This is a genomic window from Bacteroides caecigallinarum, from assembly GCF_021531075.1.
Lineage (GTDB): Bacteria > Bacteroidota > Bacteroidia > Bacteroidales > Bacteroidaceae > Phocaeicola > Phocaeicola caecigallinarum_B.
This window is the reverse complement of sequence record NZ_JADYTJ010000001.1, coordinates 134245-154014: the sequence shown is the minus strand read 5'-3', so window position 1 is coordinate 154014 and position 19770 is coordinate 134245. Positions and strand designations below refer to the sequence as shown.

The 19770-nt window shown below is 41.6% G+C and carries 18 protein-coding genes; 11 read left to right on the top strand and 7 right to left on the bottom strand.

From position 1 onward, the window contains the following. Positions 1–8: 8 nt before the first annotated feature. Both I6E11_RS00630 and hpt read right to left on the bottom strand, forming a co-directional pair. Positions 9–578 (bottom strand): adenylate kinase, encoded by a 570-nt coding sequence (locus I6E11_RS00630; RefSeq protein ID WP_154043290.1) that lies wholly within the window; start codon positions 576–578, stop codon positions 9–11. A gap of 122 nt (positions 579–700) precedes the next feature. After that, a complete protein-coding gene (gene hpt / locus I6E11_RS00625; protein ID WP_235335922.1) occupies positions 701–1240 on the bottom strand; it encodes a hypoxanthine phosphoribosyltransferase in 540 nt (179 codons plus the stop codon). 155 nt (positions 1241–1395) lie between these two features. Between hpt and I6E11_RS00620 the strand changes: the two genes are divergently transcribed. From I6E11_RS00620 to I6E11_RS00610, 3 genes are all read left to right on the top strand, one after another. After that, complete coding sequence (locus I6E11_RS00620) at positions 1396–2910, top strand: NAD(P)H-hydrate dehydratase (protein WP_235335921.1); 1515 nt, start codon at positions 1396–1398, stop codon at positions 2908–2910. Between the two features lie 24 nt (positions 2911–2934). Next, positions 2935–4002 carry a DUF4831 family protein gene (locus I6E11_RS00615; RefSeq protein ID WP_235335920.1) on the top strand — a complete coding sequence of 356 codons (1068 nt, stop codon included), beginning with the start codon at positions 2935–2937 and terminating at the stop codon, positions 4000–4002. 99 nt (positions 4003–4101) lie between these two features. After that, entirely contained in the window at positions 4102–4659 is a 558-nt protein-coding gene (locus tag I6E11_RS00610; RefSeq protein WP_235335919.1) for a DUF3332 domain-containing protein, read from the top strand. 182 nt (positions 4660–4841) lie between these two features. On the opposite strand, the gene I6E11_RS00605 is transcribed toward I6E11_RS00610, so the two are convergent. Together I6E11_RS00605 and I6E11_RS00600 are read right to left on the bottom strand one after the other, a co-directional pair. Beyond that, positions 4842–5150, bottom strand: coding sequence for a hypothetical protein (locus I6E11_RS00605; RefSeq protein ID WP_235335918.1), 309 nt, complete (start codon positions 5148–5150; stop codon positions 4842–4844). Between the two features lie 106 nt (positions 5151–5256). Further along, positions 5257–8052 (bottom strand): TonB-dependent receptor, encoded by a 2796-nt coding sequence (locus tag I6E11_RS00600; protein ID WP_235335917.1) that lies wholly within the window; start codon positions 8050–8052, stop codon positions 5257–5259. Positions 8053–8238: 186 nt separating this feature from the next. Between I6E11_RS00600 and I6E11_RS00595 the strand changes: the two genes are divergently transcribed. Both I6E11_RS00595 and I6E11_RS00590 read left to right on the top strand, forming a co-directional pair. Next, the gene (locus I6E11_RS00595) at positions 8239–9285 is read left to right on the top strand and encodes a sensor histidine kinase (protein ID WP_235335916.1); all 1047 of its coding nucleotides are present in this window, start codon (positions 8239–8241) and stop codon (positions 9283–9285) included. A 2-nt stretch (positions 9286–9287) separates the two neighbouring features. Next, positions 9288–10001: a LytR/AlgR family response regulator transcription factor gene (locus I6E11_RS00590; RefSeq protein ID WP_235335915.1), complete on the top strand. Its 714-nt coding sequence runs from the start codon at positions 9288–9290 to the stop codon at positions 9999–10001. A gap of 2 nt (positions 10002–10003) precedes the next feature. Here the strand turns inward: I6E11_RS00590 and I6E11_RS00585 are convergent, their stop codons facing one another. The 3 genes from I6E11_RS00585 to I6E11_RS00575 all read right to left on the bottom strand — a co-directional run bounded on the left by I6E11_RS00585 (position 10004) and on the right by I6E11_RS00575 (position 12758). After that, complete coding sequence (locus I6E11_RS00585; protein ID WP_235335914.1) at positions 10004–10690, bottom strand: hypothetical protein; 687 nt, start codon at positions 10688–10690, stop codon at positions 10004–10006. A 106-nt stretch (positions 10691–10796) separates the two neighbouring features. After that, positions 10797–11375 (bottom strand): Crp/Fnr family transcriptional regulator, encoded by a 579-nt coding sequence (locus I6E11_RS00580; protein ID WP_235335913.1) that lies wholly within the window; start codon positions 11373–11375, stop codon positions 10797–10799. A 42-nt stretch (positions 11376–11417) separates the two neighbouring features. Beyond that, positions 11418–12758 (bottom strand): MATE family efflux transporter, encoded by a 1341-nt coding sequence (locus I6E11_RS00575; protein ID WP_235335912.1) that lies wholly within the window; start codon positions 12756–12758, stop codon positions 11418–11420. Positions 12759–12914: 156 nt separating this feature from the next. Here I6E11_RS00575 and I6E11_RS00570 point away from each other — a divergent pair, with 156 nt between their 5' ends. From I6E11_RS00570 to I6E11_RS00545, 6 genes are all read left to right on the top strand, one after another. Further along, a complete protein-coding gene (locus I6E11_RS00570) occupies positions 12915–13340 on the top strand; it encodes a PaaI family thioesterase (RefSeq protein WP_235335911.1) in 426 nt (141 codons plus the stop codon). Beyond that, positions 13337–14452, top strand: a complete 1116-nt coding sequence (locus tag I6E11_RS00565) for an isochorismate synthase (protein ID WP_235335910.1) — start codon at positions 13337–13339, stop codon at positions 14450–14452. The genes I6E11_RS00570 and I6E11_RS00565 overlap by 4 nt, the downstream gene beginning before the upstream one ends. Positions 14453–14556: 104 nt before the next feature. After that, complete coding sequence (gene menD, locus I6E11_RS00560; RefSeq protein WP_235335909.1) at positions 14557–16221, top strand: 2-succinyl-5-enolpyruvyl-6-hydroxy-3-cyclohexene-1-carboxylic-acid synthase; 1665 nt, start codon at positions 14557–14559, stop codon at positions 16219–16221. A 7-nt stretch (positions 16222–16228) separates the two neighbouring features. Further along, positions 16229–17050, top strand: a complete 822-nt coding sequence (gene menB, locus I6E11_RS00555) for a 1,4-dihydroxy-2-naphthoyl-CoA synthase (protein ID WP_154043278.1) — start codon at positions 16229–16231, stop codon at positions 17048–17050. Between the two features lie 137 nt (positions 17051–17187). Continuing rightward, positions 17188–18249 carry an o-succinylbenzoate synthase gene (menC, locus tag I6E11_RS00550; RefSeq protein WP_235335908.1) on the top strand — a complete coding sequence of 354 codons (1062 nt, stop codon included), beginning with the start codon at positions 17188–17190 and terminating at the stop codon, positions 18247–18249. A 157-nt stretch (positions 18250–18406) separates the two neighbouring features. Beyond that, positions 18407–19762: an OprO/OprP family phosphate-selective porin gene (locus tag I6E11_RS00545; RefSeq protein ID WP_235335907.1), complete on the top strand. Its 1356-nt coding sequence runs from the start codon at positions 18407–18409 to the stop codon at positions 19760–19762. The last annotated feature ends 8 nt before the right edge of the window (positions 19763–19770 follow it).

Genomic DNA, 19770 nt, shown 5'->3' with positions numbered 1-19770 from the left:
CTTATAAATTAAAGTTTGTCTATTGCAGTACAGATGTCAGCAAAGATACCGTCCATAGTACCAAGACCGTTGATGTGCTGATATTTGCCATCGTTCTTGTACCAGTCGATAAGTGGAGCTGTCTGTGAGTGATAAACTACAAGACGTTTCTTGATTGTTTCTTCATTGTCATCAGCACGTCCTGATTCCTGACCGCGCTTGATAAGACGAGTCATAAGTTCATCTTCAGGAACTTCAAGGTCGAGCATGATAGAAACTTCCTGACCACGAACCTTAAGCATTTCCTTAAGAGCTTCTGCCTGAGCGATAGTGCGTGGGAAACCATCGAAGATTACACCTTTGCTGTCTTTGAAACTATCGAATACGCTTGCAAGGATATCAATCATCAATGCATCAGGAATAAGCTGACCATTGTCGATATAACCTTTTGCTGTTTTACCAAGTTCTGTACCATTCTTTATTTCAGCACGCAATACGTCGCCTGTTGAAATGTGGTTCAAACCATACTTTTCTACTATACGTGCACTCTGAGTTCCTTTACCTGAACCCGGTGCGCCAAAAATTACGATGTTCAACATTTTATTCTAGTTTTTGAGTTTATAAGTTCTTTAATTAGTTGACTAGTTTACAAGTTAACGAGTAGACAAGGTTACCATCCGGACGGGAACCTTCTATTAACTTGTATCTGAAACCTTGTCACCTATTCATTGACCACTGTATATATATCGCGATAGTTTCGTCCTTTTCCGTCGTAATCCAGACCATACCCCACAATAAAATCGTTAGGTATATTCATAGCCACATAATCAATATTGAGCTTAACCTGGAGCTTGTCCGGTTTTACCAGCAATGTAGCTATGCGTATCTCTTTAGGATTACGTGCACGCAGTGTCTCTACAAGACGTTCCATTGTGAAACCGGTATCGATAATGTCTTCTACTATAACAACGGTTCTGCCGGTAATATCTTCGTTCAGCCCGACAAGTTCCTTTACCTTGCCGGTAGAAGATGTTCCCTGATAGGAAGCAAGCTTTACGAAAGATATTTCGCATGGGATATTGATGCGCTTCATCAAATCGGCCGTAAACATAAACGAACCGTTCAATACGCTGAGGAACAGAGGTTCAGTTCCTGCCAGATCACGGTTTATTTCATCAGCCACACGCGATACTTCTTTCAATATTCTATCTTCTGTAATAAACGTAGTAAACGACTTGTCTTTTATCTGAATAATACTCATACGATTATGCAAGTTTAAAATTGCGGGCAAATTTACGCAAAATCTGACAAATGACAACACTACGTTTTAAGTATTTAAGTATATTTTGAAGATTAAATAGTGAATAGTTCGTATGTTTTTACTACTTTTACCAACAAAATACCATAAATGTAGCAATGAAAATTTTAAGTTGTACACAACAGAAAGAAGCCGATGCCTACACTATAGAGCACGATTCAATATTATCCATCAACCTGATGGAAAAAGCTGCCGGCATGATAACAGATGCCATATGCAGAAGATGGAACAAATCACACAGAATAGTAGTATTTGCCGGTCCGGGAAATAACGGAGGCGATGCAATAGCCGTAGCACGCATGCTGCATCTGAAAAACTATCAGGTTCAAGTTATATTATTCAATATAAAAGGTAATCTTTCGGAAGATTGCCTGACTAACGTAAAACGTCTGCAGGAATGCGGATTTACAAATTATACTGAAGTCTGTACCCAGTTCGACCCACCAAAACTTACAGCCGACGATATCGTGATAGACGGACTTTTCGGTACAGGACTTAACAACCCGTTGAGTGGCGGATTTGCAGCAGTAGTACAATACATAAATGCTTCTCCTGCAAAGGTTATAGCGATAGACATTCCTTCAGGAATGATGGGAGAAGACAACACACGAAATATACGCCAAAACATTATAAAAGCAGACCTGACACTTACAATACACCTTCCAAAACTATCATTCCTCTTTGCAGAGAATGAAGACCTAGTAGGAGAATTAGAGGTTTTGGATATTGGAATCAGCAAGGAATTTACAGAACAAACAGAAAGCAAAAACTTCATAACGGAGAAGAATGAGGTTTCTACCATAATCAAACCTAGAAAAAAGTTCGCACATAAAGGCAATTTCGGACATGCCCTTATCATTGCAGGTTCCTACGGTATGGGAGGAGCAGCAGTACTTGCAGGAAAAAGTTGTATGAAAAGCGGCGTAGGACTACTGACAATACATACACCTGTGTGCAACCACCTGTTATTGCAGACAAGCATACCTGAAGCAATGACTCAGGACGACATGGATGACAGATACTTTGCAGAAGTGACCGATCTGGACAATTATCAGGCATTGGGTATAGGACCGGGACTTGGACAGGAAGAGTTTACGGCACAGGCTATCATAAACCAATTGAAGGAATGCTACATTCCGGCTGTGATAGATGCAGATGCCATAAATGCATTGAGTTCCTACAGAAACCAAATAAACTGTGTGCCGAAAGGTTCAATACTGACACCACACATCAAAGAACTGGAAAGATTGGTGGGCAGATGCAGTAACAGTTACGAAAGAATACAAAAAGCAAAAGACCTGGCATCGTATATGCAGATTTACATTGTCCTGAAAGGAGCGTGGACGGTAATTATAACTCCAGAAGGTGAATGCCATTTCAACCCTACAGGAAATCCTGGAATGGCTACTGGTGGCAGCGGTGATGTACTGACTGGAATTTTAACTTCACTGATGGCGCAGGGATATACCCCAAAAGAGACTTGCCTTTTAGGTGTATATCTGCACGGACTTGCAGGAGATATAGCAGCAGAAAGATTAGGAGAAATCTGCATGAATGCTTCAGACATCATAAACTCGCTGCCTGAAGCATGGAAAAGACTAACCAACAAGTGACAACTAAATTATACTTTAAAGCTTATGGGCAAAAAAGGAATTATAGCAATGGCTGTGCTGGCTACAACATTATGGACAGCAAATGCACAGAATATAGATTATTACAAACCCGGAGAAGGCGAAGGCATAGCTTACTTTCTGCCTAAAACTGCCATAGAAATAAACCTGATAGCAACAAAAGTTAAGTATACACCGGGAGATTTCTGCCAATATGCAAACAGATATTTGAGAATAAACAATGTAACATCGGAACCTTCAACAGATTGGGAAATTAAAAAAATTGAAGTAAGAACTATCGGTGTACCAGACTCTACCAAAGCATACATAATCAAATTAAGCGACAAAAATGTAATGTCTGACATAGAGGTGACTGAGAATAATATAATAAGGGCAATAAATACATCTGCCACACAATCTGTAAAGAAAGATTACATTCTAGAAAAATCAGAAAAACCTGAAAACGGTAAAAGATATCTTACTGAGGAAATCCTTACAGCAGGTTCCACAGCAAAAATGGCTGAACTGACAGCTAAAGAAATCTATAACATACGCGAAAGCAAAAACCTGATATTAAGAGGACAGGCCGACAATATGCCTAAGGATGGAGAATCGCTCAAGCTGATAATGGACAACCTGAACAAACAGGAGAAAGCCTTAACGGAAATGTTTACAGGAACACGAGTGACAGAAGACAAACTGTTTACTGCAATAATTTTGCCGGAAAAAGAAGTCACTAACGCCATCATACTGAGATTCTCGAAAAAACTGGGGGTATTGGCAACCGATAATCTCGCAGGAGAGCCTATATATATATGTGTGGAAAGCCAACAACCAATAAAAACAACTACGGTAATAGAAGAAGACAGTAAGAAAAAGAAAAAAGGGCCGAAAGGAGTTCTGTACAACATACCTGGAAAAGCAAACGTTTCAATCAAATTCAAAGGGAGAAGTATTTTTGAAGACAACAATATGCTGTTTGCACAATTCGGAACAACAGAATTACTGGTAGAAGATTTATTCAAAAAGAAAGTAAACACAAGGGTAATTTTCGATGCAGTTACCGGAGGAATACAAAAAATAGACAAAGATTAATAAATTGCAGAGAAACAGATGATATTATTTGCATTTTAAAAAAAATAGTATAACTTTGCCTATGATAAGTTCTAACAAACAAACTTTTAGTAGATAATTATGAAAAAACTAAAAATTAAAGTAGCATGTGCTTTACTGGGTGGAAGCCTGCTATTCTCGTCATGTATCGGTTCATTTGCATTGTGGAATCAATTGAAGGACTGGAATCAAGGACTGGGAAACAAATTTGTGAATGAAGTTGTATTCTTGGCATTCAATATAATCCCTGTTTACGGAGTAGCTTATTTTGCTGATGCAGTAGTTCTAAACTCTATAGAATTCTGGACAGGATCTAATCCTTTGGCCGATGTGGGTACAACAAAAACAGTAAAAGGCGAAAATGGAGAATATCTGATTAGAACAAACGAAAACGGATATAGCATTGCAAAGGTTGGAGAAGAGACTTCTATAGATTTGGTTTACAACCAGGAAAACCGTACATGGAGTGCTTCATGCGATGGAGAATCTTATGAACTTATGACTATGAACGAAGATGGTACTGTTACAGTTAAATTGCAAGATGGAAACACAGTAACAGTTCTTCCTGACCAGCAAGGTTTAGCTTCTTTGCGCGCTATCAGCGGTTCAAAAACAGGTCTGTTTACAGCCGCTAGATAATATATAATCTGATTTATACACAAAAACTTACAGGCATCATAAAAAAAGTGTTTTTTATGATGCCTGTTTTTTTATGTTCACCACCCGTTCACTAAGTGTTCACAGAACGCTCACCAAACGCCCAATGAACATCCGGTGAACGCCCAATGAACGTCAAATAAACATGTAGGAACCGCAGTTTATCATTTTCTCTTACTTCTTTCCGATTTCATTTTATCAAATTTCGCCTTCTGCTCATCTGTCAGCAATGAAGAGATTTTTGAATTCAATTCATCCATCTTTGTCTTTCTCTCATCACGCGAAAGTTTCTGATTGAAGAAATCTTTATAAAGCTCCGTTATCTGCTTTTCCTGTTCATCAGTCAGATCTAGTTTCTTGTCAAGGTTCTCTACTACCTGTTCAGGAGTTCTCTTTTCTCCGCCTCTGCGCTGTGCATCTATAGTCTGAAAGTACATAACTGCCATGATGGACAAAAACAAAATCTTTTTCATGTTGTTTCCAATTTATGAGTTTATAAATCAAGTTTTATAGTATGTTTAAACACCGTTTAAAAGTATTTTAAACAGTGTTTAAAACGCTTTGCAAAACCATTAAGACCTATCGAATTGTATAAACAAAACTTACCATTGCGTAAGGCTTAAGCACATTACTGTTTATGTAGTCGTAATAGTTACTACCGGTACTATGCGTAAAAGCCTGATTCTGTTTAAGTATATCGAAAGCCTCAACCTTAATCTCAGCAGCATTGTTCTTCAGGAATTTCTTTCCAAGCGAAACATTCCAAAGGAAATAATCTTCGTTACCTGTATCCAGTCCTGTGTAACCAATATAATTGAATGTACTGCGGAATGTCAATCCCCAAAAGAAGGTCCAGCCCAACTTGGCTGCTGCATTATGGGTGATATAATCTCCGGTACCGCTTGCTGTATCCAACGAACTGAATATCTTGTTTATTCCTGCCGAATATGAATCTGTGAAATCAAGATTCTGGCTTATGTTACTACCTATAATTACTTTAGGTATGATATTCAGTTCGTTAGTCTTGCTCTTCTCACCGTTGAAGATAGTCGGTACATTAGAATAATTAGCCGATACACTGAAATTGATGTTACTGCGAATCAAGTCAAACGGAAAACCGTATGTAAGCATTGACTGCAAGCTGTAATAACCGTCCAAGTTTACAGGTTTGGTGAACTGAGAACCTTTATTCAGAGTAACATTATCGGAAATCTGTATATCTTCTTTAGCTATAAATGTACTGTCTGCCACATAACCCAATTTCGCTGTACCTCCAACCATAGCTATAAACGTATGTCCGGATTTGGTGGTACGGATATATCGCAAATTCGCCGTATGCGAAATCTGCTGGTCAAGGTCGGGATTACCTGTAGAAAGGAAAAGCGGATTAGAATTATCGACCACATTCTGAAGTTCAGTCACTGATGGAGAAGACGAACTGCTTCTGTATCTCAGCATGAACGAGTTCGTTCTGTCAAGCGAATATCTCATATTAAACGAAGGCAGGAATGAGAAATAGTTGTTGTTCATCTTGTCCGGATTGGGATAAACAAGGTCACCCGACAATTCAGACCATTGCACATCTGCACCAATCATTGCATTGAACTTTCCTGCATGATATCTTAATCCCACATTTCCGGCATGAGTGGAATATCCTGTCTGATAAACATTTGAAAGACTTTCATCCAACTGGTCGTAAAGATCTGTAACAGACGATTTCATATATGTTTTTCTGTCTGAATCCGAATCGGAATATGAAAATTTATATCCCAGCTGTAACTGCATATGGTCAGTCAGTTTTTCCGTATAACTGAGGTTTGAACGGAAACTATATTGTTTGTTCATCGTATTCTTATACTGGCTGTACTCTTCAGTCTGAGGTGTTTCTGATAACATATTCAGAGTATTCAGATAGTCTGTATAAGTTCCCCCATCCGTATTGCTCATCTTACCGTTCAGCATGAGTGACAATGTTCTGCCTTCTGTAGGGAATCTGTGACGCAGAATGATGTCTGCACCAAGGTTATATGCATCTGTGGCGCTATTCGAGCTTGTATGTGTTTCGGCATCAGTCTGTCCGTTAATCATATTCTGCCCGTCAAGCAATGATATATTGTCATTATTCTGAAAACTTACCGTAGGGCGGAACTGGAGCGATGTCCTGTCCGAAATCTTATAATCAAGTTTCATATTGAAACGATGGTTCCAGTTCTCCATCGTTTTCTCCTGATACTCATCATATGTCATACCCGGAAGCACGGATTCGAAGTATTCACGCTCTGTCTGCTGCTGTGTCAGGTTTTCAGACTGATTGAAGAAATAGCTTCCCGTGATATTGACCTTATCGCCCCATTTATCAACATAGTTCAGTCCGACACCATTTGTAGAAGTGATACCTCCCATACTGCCTACCATAAAATCAGAAGTGTTTCCACCTCCACCGGAACCGCCGCGACCACCTCCGCCACCGCCACGTCTTCCACGGCCACCACCTGAAGAAGAAGACATAACTCCGGCAAGGTCTTCCTGCGAGAAGTTCTGTTGATTGACATTATTCGACATGCCAAGGACTGAAATTCTGCGGTCATCATTAAAGAAATTTATATTTCCGTTCACCTTATATCTGTCTTCTGTTCCATATCCGGCAGATACCTCACCGAAAGTACCCTGACGATATCCACCCTTAGTTATGATATTGATGGTCTTTATTTCCTCACCGTCATCAAATCCGGTGAATTCTGCCTGCTCACTCTTTTTGTCGAATACCTCGATACTTGCTATTACGTCAGAAGGCAGATTCTTGATAGCCAGATTTACGTCACCTTCAAAAAACTCCTTACCATCCACCAATATTTTCTTAACATCTTCACCTTGAGCCTGAATGGTTCCGCCTTCAACCACTATACCCGGCATTTTAGCCAAAAGATCTTCGGCAGAACTTCCCTGCATAACCTTGAAAGCCTCTGCATTATAGAACAGACTGTCACCCTTCTGTTCGGCACGGGTGGCACGCCCCTGTACAGACACTTCGCCCAGCATCAGAGCATTTTCATCAAGTTTGAAAGTTACGATATAACTATTCTTCTTATCAGTTACCTTCAATTTTTTCTCATCTTCCTTATATCCCACATACGTAACTCCAACTACATAACTGTCGTACGAAACAGAAGTGAATACAAATTTTCCGTCCAAATCCGTAGAAGTATACTTTTTCGAATCCTTATCCGAAGAAGGTGCTATACTTACTGTAGCCGATGGCAATGGCTCACCGGTATTCTTATCTGTCACGGTTCCACTCACCGTAACCCTCCCCTGTGCCACCAATATCAGCGGCAATAAAAACAAAGCAATAGATGTAAAAAGTTTCAGTTTCATATAATGTTGTTTTTTCGTTTCTGATACAAAACTACTCAAAGAATATACTGAAGAAAACACCTCCGTACGAATGCAGTGGCGAACGACACACATCAAGTGGTAAACGGCAAAGCACGTTTTTTAACATTTCATTTATTCGCATTTTCGGCATATTTATTTTACATTTGCATTATAACTCTATACGATATGAACAACAAGTATTTACCAATAGGCATTGATTTATTCTTCTGTATCATTCTGCTGCCCGCCATGATGATGATGCTCCCCGTAGACAAGTGGCTGGAAAGCAATTCACTCTTTGTCATAACTCTGATAGTATGGCTATACGCCGTATATTTCTGCATAAAGCAAATCAGCGTTCCTATGGCACTGAAAGACCGTAAGCATCTGCTGATAGCCATAGCCGTACTCTTAGGCACGATATTCATCACATGGCTGATCACACAATATCAGATGGATTTCCCATTTCGCGGACACAAACCCCGGATGGAGAAGTTCATACGAAAGACAATGAGTATAAGTAGAATAAAGCAACACCAGCAGGCCACATGGTTCATGTATCTCGTAACGATTTGCTTCAGTATAGCTGTAGGTCTTCTTACAGAACTATACAAGCAGATTATGGCAAGACAGGCCAGTGAGTTTGAGAAGAAGAAAGCCGAACTGGCATTATACAAAGCTCAGATAAATCCACACTTCCTCTTCAACACACTGAATACCCTCTACGGACTGATGATAACACAAAGCCAGAAGGCCGAAACCGCTTTTATACAGTTCATAGACCTTATAAAGTACATGTACACAAAGGCAACAAAGGATAGCGTAACCATTGACGAAGAGGCCGAATATATCAGTCAGTACATTGAATTACAGAAGAACCGTATAGACGAAAACCGTACTCATATATACTATTCGTATTCAGCCGACGAGTCAGCGAAAAATATCAAGATAGCACCGATGATACTCATAACTTTCATTGAGAATGCACTGAAATACGGAGCATCGTCGCACCTGGAAAGCAATATCATCATAAGCCTGAAAGTAAACAATGATACACTTACACTCTTTACCGAAAACCAGACAGTAAACCCGAAACCGGAAAACAAGGAGCCAGGCATCGGTATAGCCAACTGCAAGAAAAGACTAGAACTGCTCTACCCCGGAAAGCATAATCTGGAGATAAGCAATACTAACGGTATTTTCACCGTCAACCTTATATTAAAACTGAAATAACCATGAAATGTATAGCAATAGACGATGAGCCTGTAGCACTAAGCATTATAGAACAGTTCTGCAGGCGCTGCGGCGACCTTGAAGTAACATCATATACAGACCCGGTAACAGGACTGGAGAAAGTTAAATCCTCCAAACCGGATATAGTATTCCTAGACATCGAAATGGGAGGAATAAACGGCATTGACGTAGCTCGCGAACTTCCGGCAGGAATATATCTGATATTTACCACTGCCTATACCGAATATGCCGTTGACGGATTCGAACTGAATGCCATCGACTACCTGCACAAGCCATTTTCATATTCCCGTTTCGAGAAGGCTATAGAACGGATACGCAGAATGAAGAAGTTGGAAAGTCTTTCTGCAGCCCCCGTACTTACGGAAGAGGAAAAGATAACTCTAAAAGTGGAATACAAGAACGTGAAAATAAAAATAGCCTCGATAGAGTATATCGAAGCTATGGACAATTATATCAAGATTTATCTTACTGACGACGACAAACCTGTACTTTCGCAAACCAGCATGAAATCCATACTGGAAATGTTGCCCGAGGACAGATTCATGCGCGTACATAAGTCATATATAGTTCCACTGCATAAAGTAGCCAACTACACCCGCCGCCAGCTGACTCTTTATCATCGTGCAGTAGAAATACCTATCGGACGCGTGTATGCCGATGATTTTATAAGCCGAGTAGGCGAAATGAAGTCGTAACATTATTTCTTTCGTGCGGCAACAGAAAGTATCACTCCAAGCAGAACTCCCAATAGTGCAGCAAAGAGCACGCGCATCTCTCCCGGAAGAAGGAAAGTTACGGTATGTGCCGGAAACCAGAACAGCGGAATAGTCTTTTTAAAGACAAATCCCCACTGAACCTTCCAGTTCAGATTCTGCATTATCTCGCCCATTTTTATTGGAGTGAACAGTCCACGCAAAGTTCCACCATTATTCATTATATGCGTATCGGTGATTTTATGAAGTGTCATAAACACCGGTGCGAATATTGAATTCATAACAACCGAGATAGAAAAAGCCAGCAAAACCTTTTCCGGTGTCAAGGCACCTGCCATCACATCTGTCGGGTTATCCATTCCCATATATCCCATAAAGGCCGGAACTCCCGTAGAGAAAACTATGAAAGCCATGTTTATACCCATACCCAATATTCCCCATACGATGGCACGAGGTAATACACCGAAACCATCAAAATAATACACCCCTTTACTGATACGAAGTCCCAACAGTTCTCCCATAGTAGCCAATATACTAAACTTGAGAAAACTCATAACCATTCCATGTTCTGCATTGAAAGTCAGATACCAGTCGTACAAAGTATCGGAAATAATAAAAGGGAGAAATACCGCGATGACAATCAGAATAAAAATAAAGTCTTTTGTTCTCATAATAACATGATTTTAAGTTGTTTTGCGACAAATATAGCACAAAGAGCATTATTTACAAAACAAAAATACAATCATATTATAATATTAGGCAAGACTAACCTTTATATCACTTCTCCTTTGCCAGCTCAGCCCTTATGCGGCTCAACGACTGCGGAGTGATGAACAGATATGATGCTATATATTTCAGCGGTACATGTTTCACAAGGAGAGGGTCACGTTTCAACAGGTCAAGATACCTTTCCTTGGCCTGAGGAATAGAACCTGTAGCAACGATACGTTCCTCTGCTACAAGGAAGTCCTGTTCTACAAGCTTTCTTCCCAAATTGGCACTTTCTATCGAGGAGTTCAGAAACACATCCATCTTCTGCTTGCTTATCTTGTAGAGCGTGCTGTCTGTCATAGCCTCAATATAGATAGGCGACGGACGGTTTGCCATATATCCCCAACTGGAGAATACAGTTTCGCCAGTAATGGCAAACCACACAGACAGTTCCTCACCATCACGAAGTATATATCCTCTCCAGATACCTTCCTTAATAAGATAATACGAACAGTTGGTCTCACCTGCCCTCACTAGGTAATCACCTTTGCAGAATGAAACCTCCTCCATATTATCAACAAGTTTCATACATTCCTTCTCTGTTGAACTATATCTCTTGCAAAAAGCATCGACAAACTGCTTCATCTTACATCGGTTGTTAAGAGTTTACTGATGCAAAAATAAAAACTATCTTCTTCGCCTGCAATAAATAGTCAGCACAAAAAGGAAAGTTATGAACTCGGCTGCCGGAACAGAAAGCCATATACCGGGAACGCCAAAGAACGATGGCATAAACCAGAAACAAAGCATTATGAGTATATATCCACGCATCAGGGTTACAGTCATGGCAGGACGGTCGCGCTCCACACTCTGGAAATATCCTATGGAAACGATATTCACCCCGAAGAATATAAAGCCGGAAGCAAACAGCGGAAGACCTGCAACGGCTATATCGTGTGCCGGAAAAGAAGAATCTATAAACATCGACACTATCTGTGGAGAGAACAGCCAAGTGGCAAGAATAACCACCCCACCAAAACCTACAGCCGAAAAAAGAGCCAGTCTGAAAGCATGATTGACACGCCCCCTGTTGCCCTGACCGAAATTATAGCTCAGAATAGGCTGTGCGGACTGTGCTATGGCATTATATACCATGAATATTATTGGGAAGAAATAACAAGCAATGCTGTATGCAGCCACACCATCCTCACCAGTGTAGTGCATAAACACATAGTTGCCCACAAACATCATCGTAGCTATAGCTCCTTCGCACAGGAATGTAGATACACCCAGACGGCACATATACCCTACATTTCGCGCAGTAAGCATCATGCTTTTACGACTGAGTTTCACCCTGACCATATGTATCACATGTTTTCTATCAATAAGATATATCAGAATCATTGCCGCTCCTATTATGTAGCCAAGGCTTGTTGCAAGTGCAGCACCGAACATTCCCCATCCGAATTCAAAAATAAAGACATAGTCAAGAACTATGTTTATTACGGCCGGTATGATATTGCAGTACATGGCATAGTTGGGCGAACCGTCCAGACGGACAAAAAACATACCTGAATTGAGCAATGCGCTGAACACAAGGAATGGTATAAACCAATTCATATATTCCACAGCCAAAGGAAGAAGTTTCTGAGAACTACCAAGCAAAACAGCCACTTTCTCTACATTCAGCATTATCAGCAGCGCATAGAGTATGAGCAGCAGCGATGATACCACAACAGCCTGAGTTACATTGATGCGTGCCACCTTGATTTTACCGTGCGACTGGTGTATAGAAGCCACTACCGAAGCACCTATACCGAACATCAGAGCCACACCGGTGTTGATAAGAAACAGCGGAGCAGTGATATTGACAGCTGCCAGTGCGTCACTGCCTATACCCTTTCCCACAAATATTCCGTCGGTTATTATAAATATGGCTGAAAACACCATTCCCATAACCGTAGGTATCAGAAGCTTGACGAACAACTTCGATACATCCATTTTTCCAAAGTCGATACTATCTTTCATACTGTCATTTTTTTCAGGGCGCAAAGTTAGGTCAAAGACTTGTCCTGAAAATTAACATATGGTAAAAAGAGTATCATTAAACATAAATGAGTAAAGAATTTTTCCAGTCTTCGACGAATAAATGTATATTTGCATTCGGATAAAAAAGGAAATAATATGCAAAACAGCGACAATATGGCAAATCCCCTTCCCGACTTGAGAGGCTCGATGGGCGAGCATCTGGGTATAAAGTTCATAACGATGGAAGAAGGAAAGGTAGTTGCCACCATGCCTGTTGACCATCGCACGTGCCAGCCGTTCGGCATTCTGAACGGAGGGGCATCACTCGCACTGGCTGAGATGGTAGCAGGACACGGCTCTGTTCCACTTTGTGCACCGGGCGATATGCCGTGCGGCATTCAGGTGAGTGCCAACCATGTGGGAATGGTAAAAGTGGAAGAAGGGGCTTTCGTTACAGCCACAGGTACAATGGTACACAGAGGAAGGACGACACACATATGGAACGTAGACATAACAAACCAGGCTGGAAAACTCATTTCCACAGCAAGAATAGTTAATCAAATAGTGAAAAAACGGATATGAACAAACCCGATTCACACATACATAAGCTTATTGACAAAATGACGTGCAGCGACACGTCGTTCGCAATTTATCGTCTTCCCTGGACAGATATACCTCTCCTGGTTATGCAGGACGAAGGTACACCTAAAACATTCAACAATCTTAAAGAGCTGAACGGGCAGAAAGGATTTGTGATATCTCCTTTCAGTTTCACAAGCAATCATCCGGGAGTAATAATCCGACCGGACATTACAGCTACAGGATGGGAGGAAATATCGGAAAAGATTGCATCGTATACAATATCAGATAGCAAACAGGAGTATACTTCCACTAATATCGACATTAAGCCCGAAACTGAGCTGAAAGAAAAATATATGGAAGTATTTGCAAACTTCATAAGTCCACTGAAAAGCAAAAAAATAGGAAAACTTGTTTTATCACGCAATGCTTCGTACAAGCTTGAAGAGAATTTCTCCCCACTTGAAGCATTCATCACAGCATGCAACAGCTACCCGCGCATGATGATTTCACTGTCGCACACCTCTGTGAGCGGAACATGGATAGGCAGCACCCCTGAGATAATACTTAGCGGTGAGGGCAACACATGGAACACCGTGGCTCTGGCAGGAACAATGCCAATGCAAGGCGAAGTGATGCCTACCGAATGGCATAAGAAGGAAAAGGACGAACAGGCATTCGTGAGCGAATATATCAACAAAGTGATAAAGAAATTCAGCAGCAAGATTACTGTAAAAGGACCATACACCGCACGTGCCGGACAGCTGGTACACCTGAGAACAGACTTCCAATTTGGACTGAAAAAAACTTCCGAACTCGGCAATCTGCTCGATGCACTTCATCCTACTCCTGCCGTGTGCGGAATGCCGAAAGACAAGGCTTACGATTTCATCATCGAAAACGAAGGCTACGACAGGAAATACTATTCCGGCATAATAGGATGGCTAAACCCTGAAGGACATACCACACTTTACGTAAATCTGCGATGTCTGAATATAGATGGCAACTACGCTACACTATATGCCGGAGGAGGAATACTCCCTTCATCGGATGCCAACTCGGAATGGGAGGAGACACAGCATAAGATGAAGACTATAAAGTTGGTTATTAGTTGATAGAGCTTAGTTTTTAGTTGTTAGTTATTTGTTGTTAGTTTACATCCGAACGGCTCTAACAACTAAGAACTAAAAACCAATAACTCCCCAATATATTACTCAAAATGTACACCGATAAGAAAAGCATACTACAACTGGCTGCCCTGCTTAAAGCACATGGGATAAGGAAGATAGTACTTTGCCCCGGTAGCCGCAACATACCTATTGTGCAGACACTTGCCAATATACCTGAGTTCACTTGCTATCCCGTAACGGACGAACGCAGTGCAGGATTTTTTGCACTCGGACTTGCTCTCCACGGAGGAAGCCCGGCAGCTATCTGTTGTACTTCGGGTACAGCCCTGCTGAACATTCATCCGGCAGTGGCCGAAGCATTCTATCAGCAAGTACCACTAGTGGTAATCTCTGCCGACCGTCCTGCAGCTTGGATAGGTCAGATGGACGGACAGACATTGTCTCAACCGGGAGTTTTCGGAAGTCTTGTAAAGAAATCTGTAAATCTGCCGGAAGTGAATACCGACGAAGACGAGTGGTACTGCAACCGCCTCATTAACGAGGCCCTTCTCGAACTTAGCCATCACGGGAAAGGTCCTGTTCATATCAACGTACCTGTAAGCGAGCCTTTCTTCCTGCTGCCGGTGAACGAACTCCCTGAAGCAAGAGTCATCACCAGATATCAGGGACTTAGCGTTTACGACAAGGACTACGAACCGCTTATCGAACGCCTTAACAAATACCAGCGACGGATGATGGTAGTAGGACAGATGAACCTGATTTACCTGTTCGATAAGAAATATACCAAATCGCTTTATAAGCATTTCGCATGGTTCTCCGAGAATATAAGCAACCGCACTATACCGGGACTGCCAATCAAAAACATAGAGCCGCTTCTCTGTTCTATGGACTTCGAGGCACAGAAGAAGATGCGTCCGGAACTGCTTATCACATATGGCGGACACATCATATCCAAGCGTCTGAAGAAATTCCTTCGCCGACATCCGCCTGTAGAGCACTGGCATGTATCGGCAGACGGTGAAGTGATGGACCTCTACGGCTCTCTGACTACAATAATAGAAATGAATCCGTTTGAGTTCCTCGAAAAGATTTCATCGCGCATGGAGAACCGCACTCCGGAATATCCGCGCCAGTGGGAAGCACTGTCGAAAGCCATACCTCAGGCTGAATTCGAATACTCGGAGATGAGCGCCATAGGAAAGGTTATAACCGGACTTCCTGCACCATGCTCATTGCATCTTGCCAACAGTTCGGCTGTGAGATACGCACAACTTTTCGATGTTCCTCAGGAAGTTGAGATACTATCAAACAGAGGAACGAATGGTATTGAAGGTTCCCTGTCAACAGCCATAGGTTATGCCACAGCATCGGACAAACTGAACTTCATAATCATAGGCGACCTGAGTTTCTTCTACGATATGAATGCCTTGTGGAACAATAACTACGGTTCGAACATCCGCATCCTGCTCCTCAACAACAGCGGTGGAGAGATTTTCCACGCACTGCCGGGACTGGAGCTGCACGACAATGCACGCCGTTTCGTGACTGCCATCCACAATGCATCAGCAAAGGCATGGGCTGAGGACCGCGGACTGGAATACCTGTCTGCTCATAACGAAGAAGAGCTGAACAGCGCCACAGCACGTTTCCTCGAACCGTCTGTAACAAACCGTCCTATGCTGCTCGAAGTGTTCACAGAGAAAGAAAAGGACATAGAACTGCTTAAGAAGTATTATCACAATCTGAAAAAATAATTACATCATGGAAAAAAGAGAATGGAAAACCATAAAGGAATATCAGGATATTCTTTTCGATTTCTATAACGGAATAGCTAAAATCACTATCAACCGTCCGCGATACAGAAACGCATTCACTCCTACCACAACATCCGAAATAAGCGATGCACTGCTTATTTGCCGCGAATGCCAGGACATCAATGTAGTAGTTCTGACAGGTGCCGGCGACAAAGCATTCTGCTCTGGCGGCGATATGCACGTGAAAGGTCACGGAGGATATATCGGAACAGACGGTGTGCCACGCCTAAACGTTCTTGATGTTCAGAAACAGATACGTTCTATCCCTAAACCTGTGATAGCAATGGTGAACGGTTATGCCATCGGTGGTGGACACGTTCTTCATGTGGTTTGCGACTTGTCAATAGCATCAGAAAACGCCATCTTCGGACAGACTGGTCCACGTGTAGGTAGCTTCGACGCAGGTTTCGGTTCGTCATACCTGGCCCGTGTGGTAGGTCAGAAAAAGGCTCGCGAAATATGGTTCCTCTGCCGTCAGTACTCTGCGCAGGAAGCCCTGGAAATGGGACTCGTGAATAAGGTTGTTCCTTTCGACCGCCTGGAAGACGAAGTTGTGGAATGGGCAGAAACAATGATGCAGCACAGTCCGCTAGCTCTCCGCATGATTAAGGCAGGTCTGAATGCCGAACTTGATGGTCAGGCTGGTATACAGGAACTGGCAGGTGATGCCACAATGCTGTACTACATGACAGAAGAAGCACAGGAAGGTGGAAAGGCATTCCTCGAGAAACGCAAACCGGACTGGAGCAAATTTCCCAAAATGCCGTAAACAACAGCACATTTTTAGCGTGACACGTTCGTGTAACGCGTGTAACACCTAGGTGTAACGCGTGTGACACATTCGTGCGACGAGCGTTACACGTACGTGTTACGCCTATTTATACAGCCCATCTAAAAATATACTTTATGATTAAATCAGAAATCATCCCTTACGAACTCCATTTCAAACAACCTGCAGGTACATCACGCGGTGTGTATACCACCCGCAAAGTATGGTATGTCCGACTAACAGACACAGAAACCGGTAAAACGGGAACAGGCGAGTGTGCCCCACTTCCCAACCTCAGTTGCGATGATATTCCTGAATACGAAGACGTATTGCGATGCCATTGCCTGCAAATGGAAAAAAACGGTCACATAGATTATAAAAGTCTGCGTCCATATCCATCCATGTTGTTCGGTCTGGAAACAGCCCTTTATCATCTCAATGCAGGCAGTCTTGCATTCTGGGATACTCCGTTCTCGCGTGGAGAAGAGGGAATAACTATCAATGGTCTGATTTGGATGGGCAGTTTCGACGAGATGTATGCCCGTATCCGCGAAAAGATGGGTGCCGGATTCCGCTGCATAAAACTGAAGATTGGTGCCATAGATTTCGACAAGGAATTACAGCTGATTGAATTCATCCGTAGCCATTTCAACAAAGATGAGATAGAACTCCGCGTAGATGCCAACGGAGCATTCAAACCGTCTGACGCAATGTCGAGACTTGAAGCATTGAGCAAGTTTGACCTTCATTCCATTGAACAGCCTATACGTCAGGGGCAATGGGAAGAAATGGCTAAACTATGCACCACTACCCCACTACCTATAGCTCTTGACGAAGAGTTGATAGGTGTAAACACTGAAAGTGAAAAGATCAGACTCCTGGAAACCATCCGTCCGCAATATATCATTCTGAAACCATCTCTACATGGTGGAATTGCCGGTTCGGAAGAATGGATAAGACTGGCAAAGGAAAGAAACATCGGCTACTGGATAACCTCTGCACTGGAATCAAACATCGGACTTAATGCCATAGCACAATGGACAGCCACTCAGGAACATACATTGCCACAGGGACTTGGCACAGGGCTGCTGTTTACAGATAATATTGAGTCTCCGCTGTGTATTAAGGGAGAAAGGTTGTGGTTTGATGCGGAGAAACAAAAACCAACAACAATGCAAAATTTATTTTGTAAATATTAGTTATTTACTACTTTTCAAAATACCTCATATAGTTTTGGTAAGTCTTATTTTCTGAGAGAATAGGGAAATAAAAAAAGGAAATATTGATTTAATTTTTGTGAAATATTATTGTAATAACAGGCCAATACTTTTGCGCAAAAATTAAATGCAATTATAAATGATACAGAAACTATTTACCAAGACACTTACAACATGTGGAATATTTTCCATCCTGTGTGGAAATATATTGGCACAAGACTTAAATGATAAGAGTAACATCTTTTTCGATGAAGGAAAACTAACTTTCCAATCCAAAGACAAAGCCTTCAAATTAAAACTAGATAACAGAATCTATACCGATTTATCCTTTTATCTGCCAACAGAATCTGTAGATGGTTTATCTTCCAAACCCAATAAAGATATTGAAGAAGATGACGGTGTTTTCAGATTCAACAATGGTGTAAGTATAAGAAGGGCCCGATTTGCAATTAAAGCCACTTTATACGAAAAATGGTTTGCAGAACTGGATGTTGACTTCGCCTATAATGAAGTTGAACTTAAAGACATGTATCTTGGATATAAGTTCAATGATCATATTTCAATCAAGGCGGGTCATTTTAAGGAACCTATGAGTATGGAACGATTAACAAGTTCCAGATATCTGACTTTTAATGAACGCCCAATGCCAGTAGAAATGTTTGCAGGTGGTAGACGCATGGGTACAGCTTTAACAGCATGGGGAAATCATTGGTGGCTGTCCGGAGGCGTTTTCGGTCAGCAAATTGACATTCTACAAAAAGAAAAGAATAGAGGCAGCGACGGTTATGGCTTTACAGGCCGTGTAGCTTCCGCCCCAATTAACAATGACGATTTTACTTTGCATTTCGGCGGATATGCATCATACAGAACTCCTGATGCTAACGGAACTGAAAACCGTATAGTAGAGTTCAGGACCTTCCCGGAGAGTCGCACAGATCATCGCAGATTTGTTCGTGCGGAAATAGCAAATGTTAATCACTATACTACTTATGGCATTGAAGCTGCCGTTAAATATAAAAAACTTCTGGCTTATGGTGAATATATGTTTACCTCACTGTCAAGATTCAAAGAAGAGAACAATAACAAATTGCAGCTTAAAAACGCAGAGTTTATTGGCTGGTATGCAGCTGCATCTTACATGATTCTTGGCGAACAGAAACGATATGTTCCTGAAGATGCCGAATTTGCACCTATGTACCAGAAACGCAAGGGTGGATGTCTGGAAATTGCAGGACGAGTAAGCCATGTAAACCTAAATGATTTCCATGAAATATCCAATCCAATAACAGGTGGAGCAGCTTATGCCTATGCTCTGAACCTGAACTGGTATCCTGTTCCGAATATATTGCTGGGGTTGAACTATACATTTATGGATAACGACAAGTATGCCGATGATAAAGGTCATATAACAAAAGATAATCAGCCATTAAGCAAAGCTATGCCAAACGGATTAGATTTCAATATTCTACAAATGAGATTAATGCTATCATTCTAAAAAAATAT